The 16328-nt window shown below is 63.3% G+C and carries 12 protein-coding genes and 3 pseudogenes; 7 read left to right on the forward strand and 8 right to left on the reverse strand.

The features are described from left to right. Nucleotides 1-329: 329 nt before the first annotated feature. Both mnmA and I5W_RS23190 read right to left on the reverse strand, forming a co-directional pair. Nucleotides 330-1436 (reverse strand): tRNA 2-thiouridine(34) synthase MnmA, encoded by a 1107-nt coding sequence (mnmA, locus tag I5W_RS23185; protein ID WP_017451483.1) that lies wholly within the window; start codon nucleotides 1434-1436, stop codon nucleotides 330-332. 59 nt (nucleotides 1437-1495) lie between these two features. Then, nucleotides 1496-1984 (reverse strand): NUDIX hydrolase, encoded by a 489-nt coding sequence (locus I5W_RS23190; protein WP_017451482.1) that lies wholly within the window; start codon nucleotides 1982-1984, stop codon nucleotides 1496-1498. A 166-nt stretch (nucleotides 1985-2150) separates the two neighbouring features. Here I5W_RS23190 and I5W_RS23195 point away from each other — a divergent pair, with 166 nt between their 5' ends. From I5W_RS23195 to I5W_RS23210, 4 genes are all read left to right on the forward strand, one after another. Then, entirely contained in the window at nucleotides 2151-3266 is a 1116-nt protein-coding gene (locus tag I5W_RS23195) for a Re/Si-specific NAD(P)(+) transhydrogenase subunit alpha (RefSeq protein WP_044531020.1), read from the forward strand. A 78-nt stretch (nucleotides 3267-3344) separates the two neighbouring features. Continuing rightward, on the forward strand, nucleotides 3345-3707 hold the full coding sequence (gene panD / locus I5W_RS23200) for an aspartate 1-decarboxylase (RefSeq protein ID WP_008325650.1): 363 nt from the start codon (nucleotides 3345-3347) through the stop codon (nucleotides 3705-3707). A gap of 64 nt (nucleotides 3708-3771) precedes the next feature. Further along, nucleotides 3772-4086 (forward strand): NAD(P) transhydrogenase subunit alpha, encoded by a 315-nt coding sequence (locus I5W_RS23205; RefSeq protein WP_006461707.1) that lies wholly within the window; start codon nucleotides 3772-3774, stop codon nucleotides 4084-4086. Next, nucleotides 4083-5522: an NAD(P)(+) transhydrogenase (Re/Si-specific) subunit beta gene (locus I5W_RS23210; protein WP_044531021.1), complete on the forward strand. Its 1440-nt coding sequence runs from the start codon at nucleotides 4083-4085 to the stop codon at nucleotides 5520-5522. The genes I5W_RS23205 and I5W_RS23210 overlap by 4 nt, the downstream gene beginning before the upstream one ends. 80 nt (nucleotides 5523-5602) lie before the next feature. Here I5W_RS23210 and upp read toward each other — a convergent pair whose 3' ends face one another. From upp to I5W_RS23235, 5 genes are all read right to left on the reverse strand, one after another. Continuing rightward, nucleotides 5603-6250 (reverse strand): uracil phosphoribosyltransferase, encoded by a 648-nt coding sequence (gene upp, locus I5W_RS23215; RefSeq protein WP_017451478.1) that lies wholly within the window; start codon nucleotides 6248-6250, stop codon nucleotides 5603-5605. A gap of 123 nt (nucleotides 6251-6373) precedes the next feature. Beyond that, complete coding sequence (locus I5W_RS23220; protein WP_044531022.1) at nucleotides 6374-7522, reverse strand: FAD-dependent monooxygenase; 1149 nt, start codon at nucleotides 7520-7522, stop codon at nucleotides 6374-6376. 108 nt (nucleotides 7523-7630) lie between these two features. Continuing rightward, entirely contained in the window at nucleotides 7631-8977 is a 1347-nt protein-coding gene (locus I5W_RS23225; protein WP_044531023.1) for an aminopeptidase P N-terminal domain-containing protein, read from the reverse strand. Then, nucleotides 8974-9690: an N-acetylmuramate alpha-1-phosphate uridylyltransferase MurU gene (gene murU / locus I5W_RS23230; RefSeq protein WP_044531024.1), complete on the reverse strand. Its 717-nt coding sequence runs from the start codon at nucleotides 9688-9690 to the stop codon at nucleotides 8974-8976. Before murU ends, I5W_RS23225 begins: the two co-directional genes overlap by 4 nt. Nucleotides 9691-9700: 10 nt before the next feature. Next, on the reverse strand, nucleotides 9701-10732 hold the full coding sequence (locus I5W_RS23235) for an aminoglycoside phosphotransferase family protein (RefSeq protein ID WP_017451474.1): 1032 nt from the start codon (nucleotides 10730-10732) through the stop codon (nucleotides 9701-9703). A 97-nt stretch (nucleotides 10733-10829) separates the two neighbouring features. On the opposite strand from I5W_RS23235, the pseudogene I5W_RS30840 reads away from it, so the two are divergent. The 3 genes and pseudogenes from I5W_RS30840 to I5W_RS23245 all read left to right on the forward strand — a co-directional run. Next, a pseudogene (locus I5W_RS30840) lies at nucleotides 10830-11735 on the forward strand (LPS-assembly protein LptD); the annotation flags it as partial. Nucleotides 11736-11873: 138 nt separating this feature from the next. Then, nucleotides 11874-13250: pseudogene (locus I5W_RS30845) on the forward strand (LPS-assembly protein LptD); the annotation flags it as partial. Nucleotides 13251-13275: 25 nt separating this feature from the next. After that, nucleotides 13276-14766 carry a peptidylprolyl isomerase gene (locus tag I5W_RS23245; RefSeq protein WP_044531025.1) on the forward strand — a complete coding sequence of 497 codons (1491 nt, stop codon included), beginning with the start codon at nucleotides 13276-13278 and terminating at the stop codon, nucleotides 14764-14766. A gap of 320 nt (nucleotides 14767-15086) precedes the next feature. On the opposite strand, the pseudogene I5W_RS23250 reads toward I5W_RS23245, so the two are convergent. Further along, a pseudogene (locus I5W_RS23250) lies at nucleotides 15087-16328 on the reverse strand (single-stranded-DNA-specific exonuclease RecJ); the annotation flags it as partial.

Genomic DNA, 16328 nt, shown 5'->3' on the forward strand with positions numbered 1-16328 from the left:
CGGAACAGGTCCGTGCTCTTGATGCGGGTGATCGGAGTTCCGTTGGCCGTGGTGCCGGGTTTGTTGCGACGGTCCATGCTGTTGTCGTTCAGTTGGCTCATTACAATCACCTCCTATTAAATGCGAACAATTCTTATTTAGATTATTTGCCATTTGCGGCGGGATTGCAAGTCCTTTTATCGGTGTGATTGATAATTTTTATCATCTGGAGGACAGCCGGACACAGTTCCAGCCTATCAAGCCTGTCAAGCTTGCCAAAAAGAAACGCCCCGCCGCGAAAATCGCGTGCGGGGCGTGCCGGAATTGCTGGAAATTGCCTGGATGAAAGATCAGTCGGGCAAGGCGCCGGTCTCGATGATGCCGCCGCCCAGGCAGACCTCGCCGTCATACAGTACGGCCGACTGGCCGGGGGTGACCGCCCATTGCGGGGTGTCGAAGGCCAGCGAGAAGGTGCTCCCGGCATCGGCGAAACCGCAGGGGACGTCGGCCTGGCGGTAGCGCGTCTTGGCCGACAGCGCCGGCAGTTGCGGCGCGCGGCCGGCCACCCAGCTCACCTGGCCGGCCGAGAGGGTGGGCGAGAGCAGCCAGGGGTGATCATGGCCCTGCACGATGTAGAGGGTATTGTTATCCACATCCTTGCGCGCCACGTACCAAGCATCGCCATGACCATCGGCATTCTGGTGTGCCTTCAAGCCACCGATGCCGATGCCCTTGCGCTGGCCCAGGGTATAGAAGGACAGGCCCACATGCTCGCCCACGGTCTGGCCATCGGCGGTCTTGATCGGGCCGGGCTTGTAGGACAGATAACGGTTCAGGAATTCACGGAAGGGCCGTTCGCCGATGAAGCAGATGCCGGTCGAATCCTTCTTCTTGGCGTTGGGCAATTGCAACTGCTCGGCGATCTTGCGCACTTCGGTCTTGTGGATCTCTCCCAGTGGGAAGATGGTGCGCGAAAGCTGTTCCTGGTTCAGGCGATGCAGGAAGTAGCTCTGGTCCTTGCTGGCGTCCAGCGCCTTGAGCAATTGGAAATCGCCCTGCGGCCCTTGGCGCACGCGCGCGTAGTGGCCGGTGGCGATCAAGTCGGCGCCCAGCTTCATGGCATGGTCGAGGAAGGCCTTGAACTTGATCTCGGCATTGCACAGTACGTCCGGGTTGGGGGTGCGGCCGGCCTGGTATTCGCGCAAGAATTCGGCAAAGACGCGGTCCTTGTACTCGGAAGCAAAATTCACTGCCTCGATATCCACCCCGACCACATCGGCCACGCTGACCGCGTCGATCCAGTCTTCGCGGGTGGAGCAGTATTCCGAATCGTCGTCATCTTCCCAATTCTTCATAAACAGGCCGATGACTTCATAGCCTTGTTGCTTCAACAGCCATGCCGACACCGACGAATCCACGCCGCCCGACATGCCGATGACTACTCTTTTCTTGCTCATGTTGTATCCGTTCGATGCGGTCATCCGTGCCGATGTCCCGCCAAAATGATTCCTTAGCCTCAGCCAGGCAATGCGCCCAGTGCGCTGGGATCGGTATGCACCAGCTCCAGCGGCGCCCGCTGGCCGCGCAGGTAGTCGTCCACGCAGCGCAAGACCAGTGGGCTGCGATGGCGTTCGGCGCAGGCCGCCAGTTCCGCGCGGCTCATCCAGAGGGCGCGCACGATGCCTGCGTCCAGGGGCCGTTGCAGTGCCGCACCGACCGTGCCGGCAAAGGCGAAGCGCAGGTAGGTGACCGACATCCCGCCGCGCGAGGAGGAAACGTTGCGTGAAAGATAAGTACCGACCAAGGCCGTGGGCGTGAAGACATGCGCCGATTCTTCCAGCGCCTCGCGCACGGCCGCCTCGATGAGCGACTCGCCCGGCTCCAGGTGGCCGGCCGGTTGGTTGATACGCAAACCGCCAGCGCTATGCTCTTCCACCATCAAAAAGCGGCCATCGCGCTCGATGATGGCGGCCACGGTGACAGAGGGTTTCCAGACTTCAGACATTGATGACCTCGTGAATCCGTCATTTTACCCTGTCGCGCCCGACTCTTCAGCCTCAAGCCCGTTGCAACAAGGATCTTCGGCCTTTCCTGGCGGCCGGTAAATTTCTGGTTGAACAAGGCCAGTCGTGTAAGATTGGGGTAAGAATCCACAATAAAAGGAGTCAGGAATGAGGATAGCGATCCCCGTCGAAAGCCGCGACGGCGAAACCCGTGTGGCCGCCACCCCCGAAACCGTCAAGAAACTGGTGGCTGCCCGGCATGAAGTGATGGTGGAGTCCGGGGCCGGGATCAAGTCCAGCATTCCTGATGAGGCCTATGTCGCCGTGGGCGCCAGCATCGGCCACGCCGAGGCGGTCTACAGCGCCGAGATCCTGCTCAAGGTGCGCGCGCCCAACGCAGCCGAGCGCGCCCGCATCCAGGCCGGCACCGTGGTCATCGGCATGTTGAACCCGTTCGACGCCGATAACACCGCCGCCATGGCCGCCGCCGGCCTGACCGCCTTCGCCCTGGAAGCCGCACCGCGCACCACCCGCGCACAATCGCTGGACGTGCTCTCCTCGCAGGCCAACATCGCCGGCTACAAGGCCGTGTTGATGGCCGCCAACACTTATCAGCGCTTCATGCCCATGCTCATGACCGCCGCCGGCACCGTAAAGGCCGCGCGCATGTTGATCATGGGCGCCGGCGTGGCTGGTTTGCAGGCCATTGCCACGGCCAAACGCTTGGGCGCGGTGATCGAGGCCTCCGACGTGCGTCCGGCCGTGAAGGAGCAGATCGAATCGCTGGGCGCCAAATTCCTGGACGTGCCCTTCCTGACCGAGGAAGAAAAAGAGATCGCCCAGGGCGTGGGCGGTTATGCCCGTCCCATGCCCCCTGACTGGATGAAGCGCCAGGCCGAACTGGTCCACGAACGCGCCAAACAGGCCGACATCATCATCACCACCGCCCTGATCCCCGGCCGCAAGGCGCCGGTGTTGATCAGCGAAGAAACGGTCAAGGCCATGAAGCCCGGTTCAGTGATCCTGGACATGGCGGTCGACCAGGGCGGCAACTGTCCCTTGTCGGAACCCGGCAAGACCGTCATCAAGCACGGCGTGCACATCATCGGCGAAGGCAACCTGGCGGCCCTGGTGGCGGCCGACGCCTCGGCGCTGTATGCGCGCAACGTGCTGGACTTCCTCAAGCTGATCATCGATGCCGAGGGCAAGCTGGTCATCAGCAAGGAAGACGATATCGTCGCGGCCACGCTGCTCTGCCAGGGCGGCGAGATCCTGCGCAAATGAATCTGCCGGCGCCTGGCGCCGGCAGAAATCCCGGGCGCTGCTAGCCCCTCATCCATGGAAACAAGAAGGAAGAAGTACATGCAACGCATCATGCTGCGCGCGAAGATCCATCGCGCCTCGGTCACCCAGTGCGACCTGAATTATGAAGGTTCCTGCGGCATCGACGAAGACCTGCTGGAAGCCGCCGACATCCGGGAGTTCGAGAAGATCGAACTCTACAACGTCAACAATGGTGAACGTTTCTCCACCTATGCCATCCGCGGCAAACGCGGCAGCGGCGAGATTTCGTTGAACGGCGCCGCCGCCCGCCTGGCGCACCTGGGCGATTTGCTCATCATCTGTACCTATGCGCCGATGAGCGATGAAGAAGTGGCCAGCTACAAGCCCAAGGTCGTCTTCGTGGACGACAAGAACCGCATCACCAGCTTGAAAGCGATCTGACCCTCACCAAGAATCGCATGGCTCGTCGGCACCGCCAGCGGGCCATGCCACAAGGAGGAACAACATGGAAGTCAGCCACACCATCATCAACCTGATCATCTTCGTGCTGGCCATCTACGTCGGCTATCACGTGGTCTGGACCGTCACTCCCGCCTTGCACACGCCCTTGATGGCGGTGACCAATGCCATTTCGGCCATCATCATCATCGGCGCCATGCTGGCAGCCGGCCTCACGGAAGGCACGGTGGGCCGCATCGCCGGCACCCTGGCCGTGGCGCTGGCGGCGGTCAACGTCTTTGGTGGCTTCATGGTGACCCAGCGCATGTTGGAAATGTTCAAGAAGAAAGAGCCCAAGGCCAAGTCGGGAGAACAAGCATGAGCATGAACCTGGTGACCCTGTTGTACCTGATCGCATCGATCTGCTTCATCCAGGCCTTGAAGGGCTTGTCGCATCCGGCCACGGCGCGGCGCGGCAACAGCTTCGGCATCGCCGGCATGGTGATCGCGGTGCTGACTACGCTGGCGCTGATCGTGAAGATCAAGGGCGAGGGCGGCAATCCTTCGGGCGACATCGGCTATCTGCTGGTGGCCGCTGGCGTGATCGTCGGTGGCGGCATCGGCGCCTATCTGGCGCGCAGTGTCGAGATGACCAAGATGCCCGAACTGGTAGCGGCGATGCACTCGCTCATCGGCCTGGCCGCCGTCTGCATTGCGGTGGCTGCCGTGGCCGAGCCGTGGGCGCTGGGCATTTCGGCGCATGGGCAGTTGATCCCGGTGGGCAACCGGGTGGAACTGTTCATCGGCACTTTCGTGGGTGCCATCACCTTCTCCGGGTCGGTGATCGCCTTCGGCAAGCTCTCGGGCAAGTACAAGTTCCGCCTGTTCCAGGGTGCGCCGGTCAATTTCGCCGGCCAGCATTTCCTGAACCTGCTGCTGGCAGTGGCCATGATCGGCTTCGGCATCATCTTCGTGCTGACCCAAAACTGGCTGCCCTTCATCATCATGGCCGCCATTGCCTTTGCATTGGGTGTGCTCATCATCATCCCCATCGGTGGCGCCGACATGCCGGTGGTAGTGTCGATGTTGAACAGCTATTCCGGCTGGGCGGCGGCGGGCATCGGCTTCTCGCTGAACAACTCCATGCTGATCATCGCCGGTTCGCTGGTCGGTTCTTCCGGCGCGATTCTTTCCTACATCATGTGCAAGGCGATGAACCGCTCCTTCTTCAACGTGATCCTGGGCGGTTTCGGTGGTGAGGCGGCAGCGGCCGGTGGCGGCGCGCAGCAGCAGCGCAGCGTCAAGTCGGGATCGGCCGATGATGCGGCGTTCCTGATGGGAAATGCAGAAACCGTCATCATCGTGCCCGGTTACGGCCTCGCAGTCGCACGCGCCCAGCACGCACTGAAGGAATTGACCGAAAAGCTGACCCACAATGGCGTGACCGTGAAATACGCGATCCACCCGGTTGCCGGCCGGATGCCGGGTCACATGAACGTGCTGCTGGCCGAGGCCGAAGTGCCCTATGACCAGGTGTTCGAGATGGAAGACATCAACAGCGAATTCGCCCAGGCTGACGTGGTGCTGGTGCTGGGCGCCAATGACGTGGTCAACCCCGCGGCCAAGGATCCCAAGTCGCCCATTGCCGGGATGCCCATCCTGGAAGCCTACAAGGCCAAGACCGTGATCGTGAACAAGCGCTCCATGGCCGCGGGTTACGCCGGCCTGGACAATGAACTGTTCTACATGGACAAGACCATGATGGTCTTTGGTGACGCCAAGAAGGTGATCGAGGATATGGTCAAGGCGGTGGACTGAATTGCGTCTGCCTCGGCCGAAAATCAAAAACGGGCTGCGCAGCGATGCGCAGCCCGTTTTCTTTGGATCGGTGGACCCGCTTACTTGGTGCCGAAGATACGGTCCCCGGCGTCGCCCAGGCCCGGCACGATATAGGCATCTTCATCCAGATGCGAATCCAGCGAAGCGACATAGAGCTTCACATCTGGATGCGCATCGGCAAACACCTGCACGCCTTCCGGGGCCGCCACCAGCGCCACGAAGACGATGTGCGAGGCCGGCACGCCACGCTTCTTGAGTGCATCCACGGCATATACGGCCGAGTTGCCGGTCGCCACCATGGGGTCGCACAGGATCATGATGCGGTCCTGCAGGTCCGGCAGGCGCACCAGGTATTCCACCGGCTTGTGGTGTTCATCGCGGTAGACGCCGATATGGCCCACGCGCGCCGAGGGAATCAGTTCCAAGAGGCCATCGCTCATGCCCACGCCCGCGCGCAGCACCGGTACCACCGCCAGCTTCTTGCCGGCGATCACCGGGGCTTCATAGGTCACCAGCGGGGTTTCGATGGTCTCGGTGGTCAGCGGCAGATCGCGCGTGATTTCATAGCCCATCAGCAGCGTGATCTCGCGCAGCAGGTCGCGGAAGGTGCGGGTGGAGGTGCGCTTGTCGCGCATGTGCGAGAGCTTGTGCTGGATCAGCGGGTGGTCGAGGATGAAGAGATTCTTGAAGCGCGGGTCTTGTTTCATGGCAAATGCGTATCTGCTGGATGGGATGCTGGGTGGAGCGGCGGGCGCCGCAGGCGGCCATTGTCGCATTTCCTGACCGCGTGCGCGACGCCGGAGCATCACATCCTGGAAGCTTTGTTCATATCAACGGCGACCGAACATCATCTGTTCGGCCAGCAAGCCGCGTGCGCCGGGGAGCAGGTCGATGGCGCCCAGCGACAGGCCCAGTGCCGCCTGCAGTGGCGAGCCCTGGGGCGAGCCGGCGAAGATGCGCGCCATCAGGTCGGTCAGGCGGATGGTCAGGCTACGATCCTGGCCGCGCTGGCGTTCGAAGGTGTGCAGGGCTTGCGGACTCAGGTCGCGCGCCAGCACATCGGCCAGCACGCGGGCGTCGCGCAGACCCAGGTTCAAGCCTTGTCCCGCCACCGGATGCAGGGTTTGCGCCGCATTGCCGATGGCCACCACACGCCGGCTCTGGCCGGGACGGGCGTTCAGGCCCAGTGGGAAGGCATGGCGCTGGCTGATGCGGGTAAAGCGGCCGAGCCGCTGGCCGAAGGTATCCTGCAAGGCGGCCAGGAAGGCGGCATCGTCCAGCGCCAGCAAGCTTTCGCCCGTGGCCGGGCGCACGCACCAGACCAGGGCATAGCCATCGTCCTGCGGCAGCAGGGCCAGCGGGCCTTCGTCGGTGAAGCGTTCGAAGGCGCGATGCGCTATCGGCTGGTCGACATGGACGTGGCCGATCAGGCCCAGTTGCTGGTAGTCGCGCTGCAGGGTCTTTTGCTGCTGCTCGCCGAAGACGCCACCCTCGGCCTGGATCAGCAGTTGCGCACGCAGCACCCGGCCATCCTTCAGGGTGACGGCGACGTGATCGTCTTCCTCGACAATTTCCTGCGCTTGGGCAGGGCGCATCAGTTTCAGTCCCAGCGGCGCGATGGCTGAGGCCAGGGCGCGGTTGACCTCGCCATAGCGCGCCACGTAGCCCAGCGCCGGCAACTGGTAATCCTTGCGGTCCAGCAGGGTGCGGCCGAAGTGGCCGCGACGCGAGACGTGGATTTGTTCGATTGAAGTGGCGCTACGGCCGATGGCGTCCCAGGCGCCCAGCTCATCGAGGATCTGGCGGCTGCCATAGGACAGGGCGATGGTACGCGGGTCGACGGCGGCTTGCTCGGGCGACTTCATGTCGACCAGGGCGATGCGCTCGGCCGGCAATTGGCGCCGCGCCAGCAGGCCGGCCACGCTCTGGCCGACCGGGCCGCCGCCGCAGATGATCAGGTCGAAATCGACGGATTCCATGATGCCGGAAGATGCCTTATGCAGAAAAATCGGAAGGCATCATTGTAGCGGAGCCGCGTGCGCCGGGCTTGATCCGGCGCATGGGTGAGGGCTGCGGTTGAGTCGTGTTCAGCCCTGGCGCATCAGCGCTTCGATGTCCTCGACCTTGCTGGGCACGTCCGTGGTCAAGAGTTCGCAGCCCGATGGCGTGACGTAGGCGTCATCCTCGATGCGGATACCGATGTTCCAGAACTGTTCCGGCACGCCTTCGCCCGGACGCACGTAGATGCCCGGTTCGATGGTCAGCACCATGCCCGGCTGCAGCGTGCGCCAGGGTTTGTTGCCGTCGGCCGTGGCCGGGTCGCGGTAGTCGCCCACGTCATGCACGTCCATGCCCAGCCAGTGGCCGGTGCGGTGCATGTAGAACTGGCGGAAGTCGCCTTTTTCGATCACATCGTCCAGCGAACCGACCTTGGACTTGTCCAGCAGACCGGTATCGAGCATCCCCTGCGCCAGCACGCGCACGGCGGCGTCGTGGCCATCCATGAAGCGCTTGCCGGGGGCGGTCTCGGCGATGGCGGCCACTTGCGCGGCCAGCACGATCTCGTAGAGCGCCTTCTGCGGGCCGCTGAACTTGCCATTGGCCGGGAAGGTGCGGGTGATGTCGGAGGCGTAGCTGTCCAGTTCACAACCGGCGTCGATCAAGACCAGGTCGCCGTCCTTGATCTCGGCATCGCCCGCGCGATAGTGCAGCACGCAGCTGTTGGCGCCGGTGGCGACGATGGAGCCATAGGCCGGATATTGCGAACCGTTGCGGCGGAATTCGTGCAGCAGTTCGGCTTCGAGATGGTATTCGCGCAGGCCGGGGCGGCAGATGCGCATGGCGCGGCAATGGGCTTCGGCGGAGATGATGCCGGCACGCTTCATGAGGTCGATCTCAAAGGCATCCTTGAACAGGCGCATGTCGTCCAGCAGCACGCTCACATCGACCACCGCGCCGGGCGCGGACACGCCACTGCGCGCCAGGGCGCGCACGCCCTGCAGCCAGCGCTGGAGCTGGGCATCGCGCTTCTCATCCTGGCCCAGCGCGTAATAGACGGCGCGGGCGTCGGAGAGCAGGGCGGGCATGTTCTTGTCCAGTTCCTCGATGGGATGGGCCGCATCCAGCGCGAACAGTTGCTGTGCGGCTTGCGGACCGTGGCGGTAGCCATCCCAGATCTCGCGTTCCAAGTTCTTGTCGCGGCAGAACAGGATGCTGCGGTTTTCCTTGCCGGCCACCAGCACCAGCACCGCTTCCGGTTCGGTGAAACCGGTCAGGTAGTAGAAATAGCTGTCATGGCGATACGGATAATCGGCATCGCGGTTGCGCATCACCTCCGGGGCGGTGGGGATGATGGCCACGCCGCCCCCGGCTTGTTGCAGGCTGGCCAACAGGCGGGCGCGGCGGGCGGCGAAGGGAGTGGCGTCGAAGCTCATGGTCGGTTTCCTTGCGGTGGCAGGTTCAGTGCTTCCAGTTGTTCGGTGGTGCCGACGTTGTGCCATTCGCCCCGGTAGACGTCGCCGCCGATGCGGCCCTGGTCGGCATATTGGCGCAGCAGCGGTCCCAGCTTGGCATGGGTGCCGGGCGCGATGCCATCGAACATCTGCGGACGATACACGCCGATGTTGGCAAAGGTCAGCTTGGGTTGGCCTTCGTTGGCTATGGCGAAGTTGTTGAGCGCGAAGTCACCCTCGGGATGAAAGGGCGGATTCTTGACCAGGTACAGCCAGGCCATGTCGCGTTGTTCTTGCGGCAGCGGATTGCCCCACGGGTCTTCGTCTTCCAGCACGGTCAGCAACTCGCTGTAGTCGAAATGCGGGCACCAGATGTCGCCTGAGACCGCGATGAAAGGTTCTTCACCCAGCAGGTGGCGCGCCTGGGCGATACCGCCTGCCGTTTCCAGGGCCGTGGTTTCAGGTGAATAAAAGAGCCTGGCACCGTAGCGGCTGCCGTCGCCGAGGGTGTCTTCGATCATCTGGCCCAGGTGGGCGTGATTGATGACGATGTCGGTGATGCCGGCGCGCACCAAGGACAGGATCTGCCAGACGATCAGCGCGCGGCCCCGGACTTTCAACAGCGGCTTGGGGCAGGTATCGGTAAGGGGGCGCATACGCTGGCCGCGTCCGGCGGCGAAGATCATGGCTTTCATGGTCGGCGCCTCAGAAGGTATAGCCGAACTTGGGTGCGTGTTCCTGCTCCAGCTTTTCGATCAGGCGCACTAGAGGCGTGAAGGCCACGTAGCGGCGCGCGGTCTTGAGGGTGTATTCCATCACCAGCGGGATGTCCTTGAGGTAGCCATCCTTGCCGTCGCGGTGCCACAGGCGGGCGAAGATGCCCAGCACCTTGAGGTGGCGCTGCAGGCCCATCCATTCGAAGTCGCGGTAGAAGCTGTCGATGTCGGGGGTGACCGGCAGGCCGGCGCGGCGCGCCTTTTCCCAGTAGCGGATGGCCCAGTCCAGGACCATTTCCTCATCCCACTGGATGTAGGCGTCGCGCAGCAGCGAGACCAGGTCGTAGGTGATGGGGCCGTAGACCGCATCCTGGAAGTCGAGAATGCCGGGGTTGCCCTTGGGCAGCACCATCAAGTTGCGCGAATGGTAGTCGCGGTGCACGTAGACCTGGGGCTGGGCCAGGTTGTTGGCCAGGATGGCATCGAAGGTCTTGTCCAGCACCGCGTTCTGCTCGGCGGTCAGGGTCACGCCCAGGTGCTTGCCGATATACCACTCGCGGAACAGCTCCAGCTCGCGCAGCAGCAGGGCGCGGTCGTACTCGGGCAGGGCTTCGGGCTTGCTTTGCGCTTGTAAAAGTACCAGGGCCTCGATCGCATCCATGTATAGTGCGTGCGCGCTGTCGGCCGTCAGTTGCGACAGGTAGGTGGTCGAACCCAGGTCGGAGAGCAGCAGGAAGCCGCGCTCGGGGTCTTGTGCCAGCACCTTGGGCACGGTCACGCCGGTCTGGCCGAACAGGTCGGCCACCTTGACGAAGGGGCGCACGTCTTCCTGCGGCGGCGGGGCATCCATCACGATGGCGCTGCCGCCCTCGGGGGTATCGACCCGGAAATAGCGGCGGAAGCTGGCGTCGGCCGAGGCCGGGCGCAGGGTAGCGGGCAGCACCGGGGTAGCGGCCAGGGTGCTGAGCCAGGCTTGCAGTTCGGAGAGGCGCAGATCAGGGGGGGAACCAGGTGAAGACATGAACTATCTGAGGAAATCGTTGGACGTGGTTGAGTTCCCATATAATAAGGGATTCAACCCAAAAAATCCGCCTGCACGGTATCTAGCCTCTCTTTTCATGATCCGGTTTTCCAAGTCTTTAACTGAACGTACTGTCAACTGGCGGCTGGCGCGTCTGTTCTCTTCGGCAATGGTGGTGGCTTCGGCCTCGGCCCTGTTGCCGCTGTCGGTGCACGCGCAGATGGCTCTGCCGGCGGCGGCACCCACGCCTGTGCCTGCGCAGGACCAGGATGCCCCCGTCAACGTCAGTGCCGAGCAGATGACTGGCCGTCCTGACCGCCAGGTCGACCTCGAACGCGACGTGGAACTGGTCAAGGGCGCCACCACCATCAAGTCTGACAAGGCCCAATACCGCATCATCCAGGATGAAGTGGAGGCTACCGGCCACGTCTGGATGCAGCGCCTGCAAGACCAGTACACCGGCGACTTCGCCGAGATGAACATGGGAACCGGCGCCGGCTACGTGACCAACCCGACCTACTTGCTGGGCAAGAGCGGTGGCCGCGGCCATGCCGAGCGCATCGATTTCCTCTCCGATGACCAAGCCAAGGTGACCCAAGGTACTTACAGCACCTGCGAGGCGCCGGACCCGGACTGGTATCTGCGCTCCAATACCATGGATCTGGACAGCGGCCGCGATGTCGGCACCATGCACGGCGGCCTGCTGTATTTCAAGGACGTGCCCATCCTGGGCTCGCCCTGGATGTCCTTCCCGCTGTCGGGCGAGCGCAAGTCGGGCGTGCTGCCGCCCACCATCGGCATGACCTCCACTGGTGGCGCCGAGGTGGCCGTCCCGTATTACTTCAACCTGGCGCCCAACTATGATCTGACGCTGGTGCCCAAGTACATTGCCCGTCGTGGCCTGCAACTGGGTGCCGAGACGCGCTACATGGGCGACGGCTACGACGGCGTGACCAATGTGGAAGGCATCCAGGATCGAGTGACCGGCACCGGGCGCTATTCCTGTCCTCGATCCACAGTGCCCAAGTACATTGCCCTTGTGGCTGCAACTGGTTGCGAGACGCGTTACATGGGGACGGGCAAGGACGCTTGACCAATGGGAAGGCATCCAGGATGGAGTGCCCGCCACCGGGCGTATTTCCTGTCCTCGATCCACACCAGGACCCTGGCACCCGGCCTCAAGCTGGCGTGGACCTTGAACAAGGCGTCCGACAACGGCTATCCGTCCGACTTCTCCCATTCGATCACTGGCAGTACCCAGCGCCTCTTGCAGCGTAACGTCAGTCTCAGTTACAGCAGCACCTACTGGAACGTGACCGGCCTGGTGTCCAAGTACCAGCTGTTGCAGGATGTGAATGCGCCCATTGCCAAGCCCTATGATCGTGTTCCGCAGATTACCTTCAACGGTACCCGGTATGACGTCGGCGGTTTCGATTTCAATACGGTGGCTGACTTCACCCGCTTCTCCAGTGGCAGCCTGATCGGTGGCGATCGCAGTTATGTGACCCAGACGGTGTCCTACCCCATTGTGCGGCCGGGTTACTTCATCACGCCCAAGGTGATCCTGGATGCCACCAGCTACAACCTCAACAACGTCGCGGTGGGCCAGCCCACCAGTCTGACACGCACGGTGCCAACGGTCTCGCTGGATTCGGGCCTGGTCTTCGAACGCGAATCCACCCTGCTTGGCCGCAGCATGACACAGACGCTGGAGCCACGCCTGTTCTACGTGCGCACGCCGTTCCGCGACCAGTCGCAGTTCCCGGTGTTCGATTCGGGCCTGGCTGACTTCAACTTTGCGCAGATCTTCACCGAAAACCGTTTCGTCGGTCACGATCGCATCAGCGACGCCAACCAGCTCACCGCTGCGGTGACTTCACGGCTGATCGAGGAAAACGGCCTGGAGCGCCTGCGCGCGGCCATCGGTCAGCGATACTATTTCGCCGATCCGCAAGTGAGCATTGCCGGCTCCGCCAGTACCAACCTGGGCAGCAAGTCCGACCTGCTGCTGGCCTTGGGCGGGCAGATCACCAGGGAGTTCTCCACCGACAACACGGTGCAGTACAGCGAGACGCTGCGCCAGATGGTGCGTTCCACCTTCGGCATCCGTTGGCAGCCGGCGCCCAAGCGTGTGCTGAATCTGCAATACCGTCTGGATCGCACCTACGTCAATCCCTACACCGGTCAGCTCGATCCGCTCAAGCAGGTCGACATTTCCGGCCAGTGGCCGATTACCCAGCGTATCTACGCCGTGGGCCGCATGAACTACTCGATTCCCGACCGCACCGTGGCTGAAGGTCTGGCCGGTTTTGAATACAAGGCCGATTGCTGGGTGTTCCGGGTAGTGGCGCAACGTATTCCCACGTCTTCCACCAAGGCATCCACGGGCTTCTTCATCCAGCTTGAACTCAACGGTTTCTCCAAGATCGGTTCCAATCCCCTGGAGGCGATCAAGAGCAGCGTCCCCGGTTACCAGAACGTGAACCTGCCGGATTCGACGCCCGGTGACAACTTCTAACCTTTTTCGAACCAACGATTAGTCCATGCGTAATATGCGTACACCACTCCTCGCCACAACCAAAACAGTGACCGCGCTGCTGTGCACGCTGGGCTTGATCAGCAATGCGTATGCGCAGTTCGCCACCACCATCATCCCGGTGACCCCGCCGGAGACCGCCGGCAGCACACAATCGGCACCAGCCAAGGGCGCACCCAAGGCAGCCAGGCCGGCGGCCAGCAAGCCGGCTTCAGCGGTGGCGACCACCCCGGCTACGGCGGCCAGTACCCGGGTCGAACCGCGTCCGGTCGACTCCATCATGGTGGTGGTCAACAACGAAGTCATCACCCGCCAGGAAGTGGCCGAACGCCTGGCCAGCGTGGAAAAGCGCATGGCCGCGCAGAACGTGCAATTGCCGCCGCGGTCGCAACTGGTGCACCAGTTGGTCGAGCGCATGATCGTCGAGCGCGCCCAGGCGCAGATGGCCAAGGAAAACGGCATCGTGGTCGACGACGCCATGCTGGACCGTGCCATGCAGCGCATCGCCGAGCAGAACAAGCTGGCGCTGCCCGAATTCCGTTCCCGCCTGGAAGCCGAGGGCATGAACTACGCCAGCTTCCGCGAAGAGATCCGCCGCGAAATCCTCAGCCAGCGCCTGCGCGAGCGTGAGGTGGATAACAAGGTGGTGGTCACCGAATCCGAGATCGACAACTATCTGGCCGCCCAGGCCAATGCCGGTGGCCAGCGCCAGGAACTGGACATCGCCCAGATCCTGGTCCGCGTGCCCGAGAATGCCACCCCGGAGCAACTGGCTGCGCGCCGTGAGCGCGCCGAAGATGTCCTGCGCCAGTTGAAGACCGGTGCCGATTTCGCCAAGACCGCCGCCGCCTACTCCGATTCCAGCGACGCCCTCACCGGTGGCGACCTCGGCTGGCGTCCGGTCGACCGCCTGCCGCAACTGTTCGTGGATGGTGTGGCCAAGCTGCAGGATGGCCAGGTCAGCGGTCTGTTGAAGAGCGGCAATGGCTTCCACATCCTCAAGCTGGTGGGTCGCCGTACTGCCGATGGCAGCCAGGCAGCCGCGCCGGCCGTGCAGCAGACGCACGTGCGCCATATCCTCATCAAGGTCAACCAGGTGGTCACCGCCGCCGAAGCCAAGCGCAAGCTGCTGGAGCTCAAGGAGCGCCTGGACCACGGTTCGGCCACCTTCGAGGAACTGGCCAAGCTGTATTCCAATGACCTGTCGGCCTCCAAGGGTGGCGACCTCGGCTGGATCTACCCGGGCGACACCGTCCCCGAGTTCGAGCGCGCCATGGACCAGTTGAAGCCGGGCGAAGTCAGCCAGCCCATCGAAACCCCGTTCGGTTACCACCTGATCCAGGTGATCGAGCGCAAGACCGATGATGCCTCCAAGGAACGTGCCCGCCAGGCTGCGCGTCAGGCCATCCGCGAGCGCAAGATCGAGGAAGCCACCGAGGACTGGTTGCGCCAGATCCGCGACCGTGCCTACGTCGAGTACCGCAACGACGATTATTGATGTACCGGCAGGGGAGGCCGCAGTTCCTCCCCCTCCCGCGCAAGAGGCCGGCCTAGGGCCTGTTCACATTTAATCTGCGAGATGCGTTGCCCCCAGAAGGTGTGTTGGCAAGGCGCGCGTCAGGGCTGGTGGTGGTGCCACCAGCCCTGACGTGCAACGCGGCCAGCGCGCCTTCTGGGGGCAACCCTCCGGGAGAGGCCGCCAAGCGTCGCCTGCCGTTGTTGCAGCTCCTTGCCGTAGCACCGCTACGACGCGTCGCTGCGCCTAGGCAGTCAACGCTTGGCGACCTCTCGCACTCGCAGATTGAATGGGAACAGGCCCTAGGCCGGTTCGGCGTGCTCCACCATCAATTGCACCGTGGTCTTGCCGTTGTACTCGTTGGCATCGAGCCGGAAGGCGACCTGGGCGTGGTCGGGCAGGGCATCGGTGTGGCCGAACCAGATGGCGTCATATTTGCGACCGCCTTTTTCCAATTGCAGCTTGAGATGCTTGTCCTTGAGGATACGCTGGTTGAGCACCCGGAAATGGTCGCAGAACACCGGTGGCGCAAAGCCCTGGCCCCATACCTGCTGGTCCATCAGGCCGATGAATTCCACCGAATAATAGGCATCCTCCAGCGCGCCGTCGGTTTCGATGACGCGCTCCAGCTGGTTTTGCGTGAGCCAGTCGCGGCCCACCGCTTCGAATGCCTGGGAAAAGGCGTCGAAGGCCTCGGCATGGATGGTCAGGCCGGCCGCCATGGCGTGGCCGCCGAACTTGGTCATGACCGAGGGCGCGTGCTTGGACACCAGGTCCAGCGCATCGCGCAGGTGGAAGCCGGCAATCGAGCGGCCCGAGCCCTTGATGAAACCTTCGTCACCGGGGGCGAAGGTGATGGTGGGGCGGTAGAACTTGTCCTTCAGGCGCGAAGCCACGATGCCGATCACACCCTGGTGCCAGGAGGGATCGAACACCGCGATGGTGCGGCGGTCGGCTGGATTGTAGTCGTCCAGCAGCAGCAGCGCGGTATCTTGCATCCCGGCTTCGATGTCGCGCCGTTCGCGGTTGATGGCATCGAGTTGCTGGGCGATGGCCCAGGCGCGGCCTTCGTCGTCGGTGGTCAGGCATTCGATGCCCAGCGACATGTCGGCCAGGCGCCCAGCCGCATTGAGGCGCGGGCCGACCGCAAAACCCAGGTCGAAGGGCGTGGCGCGACGGGCTTCGCGACCCGCGGCGCGAAACAGGGCGGCAATGCCGGGATGCATCTTGCCGCTGCGCATCCGTTTCAAGCCTTGTGCCACCAGGATGCGGTTGTTGGCATCCAGTTTCACCACGTCGGCCACCGTGCCCAGCGCCACCAGGTCCAGCAGGCTATCCAGGCGCGGCTGGGTCTGGGCGTCGAACAGGCCGCGCTTGCGCATCTCGGCGCGCAGCGCCAGCAGCACGTAGAACATCACTCCCACGCCCGCCAGGTTCTTGCTGGGGAAGCCGCATTGCGGCTGGTTGGGGTTGACGATCACGCGTGCGTCGGGGAGGGCGTCCCGGGCAGGTGGTGATCGGTCACCACCACGTCGATGCCGCGT

The sequence above is a fragment of the Herbaspirillum sp. B65 genome, from assembly GCF_000333555.1.
Classification (GTDB): domain Bacteria; phylum Pseudomonadota; class Gammaproteobacteria; order Burkholderiales; family Burkholderiaceae_D; genus Herbaspirillum; species Herbaspirillum rubrisubalbicans.

What these genes read in the sequence shown, in the direction of transcription:
- mnmA (WP_017451483.1), bottom strand. Translation starts at nt 1,436, where the DNA reads ATGAGCAAGAAAAGAGTAGTCATCGGCATGTCGGGCGGCGTGGATTCG.
- I5W_RS23190 (WP_017451482.1), bottom strand. Translation starts at nt 1,984, where the DNA reads ATGTCTGAAGTCTGGAAACCCTCTGTCACCGTGGCCGCCATCATCGAG.
- I5W_RS23195 (WP_044531020.1), top strand. Translation starts at nt 2,151, where the DNA reads ATGAGGATAGCGATCCCCGTCGAAAGCCGCGACGGCGAAACCCGTGTG.
- panD (WP_008325650.1), top strand. Translation starts at nt 3,345, where the DNA reads ATGCAACGCATCATGCTGCGCGCGAAGATCCATCGCGCCTCGGTCACC.
- I5W_RS23205 (WP_006461707.1), top strand. Translation starts at nt 3,772, where the DNA reads ATGGAAGTCAGCCACACCATCATCAACCTGATCATCTTCGTGCTGGCC.
- I5W_RS23210 (WP_044531021.1), top strand. Translation starts at nt 4,083, where the DNA reads ATGAGCATGAACCTGGTGACCCTGTTGTACCTGATCGCATCGATCTGC.
- upp (WP_017451478.1), bottom strand. Translation starts at nt 6,250, where the DNA reads ATGAAACAAGACCCGCGCTTCAAGAATCTCTTCATCCTCGACCACCCG.
- I5W_RS23220 (WP_044531022.1), bottom strand. Translation starts at nt 7,522, where the DNA reads ATGGAATCCGTCGATTTCGACCTGATCATCTGCGGCGGCGGCCCGGTC.
- I5W_RS23225 (WP_044531023.1), bottom strand. Translation starts at nt 8,977, where the DNA reads ATGAGCTTCGACGCCACTCCCTTCGCCGCCCGCCGCGCCCGCCTGTTG.
- murU (WP_044531024.1), bottom strand. Translation starts at nt 9,690, where the DNA reads ATGAAAGCCATGATCTTCGCCGCCGGACGCGGCCAGCGTATGCGCCCC.
- I5W_RS23235 (WP_017451474.1), bottom strand. Translation starts at nt 10,732, where the DNA reads ATGTCTTCACCTGGTTCCCCCCCTGATCTGCGCCTCTCCGAACTGCAA.
- I5W_RS23245 (WP_044531025.1), top strand. Translation starts at nt 13,276, where the DNA reads ATGCGTAATATGCGTACACCACTCCTCGCCACAACCAAAACAGTGACC.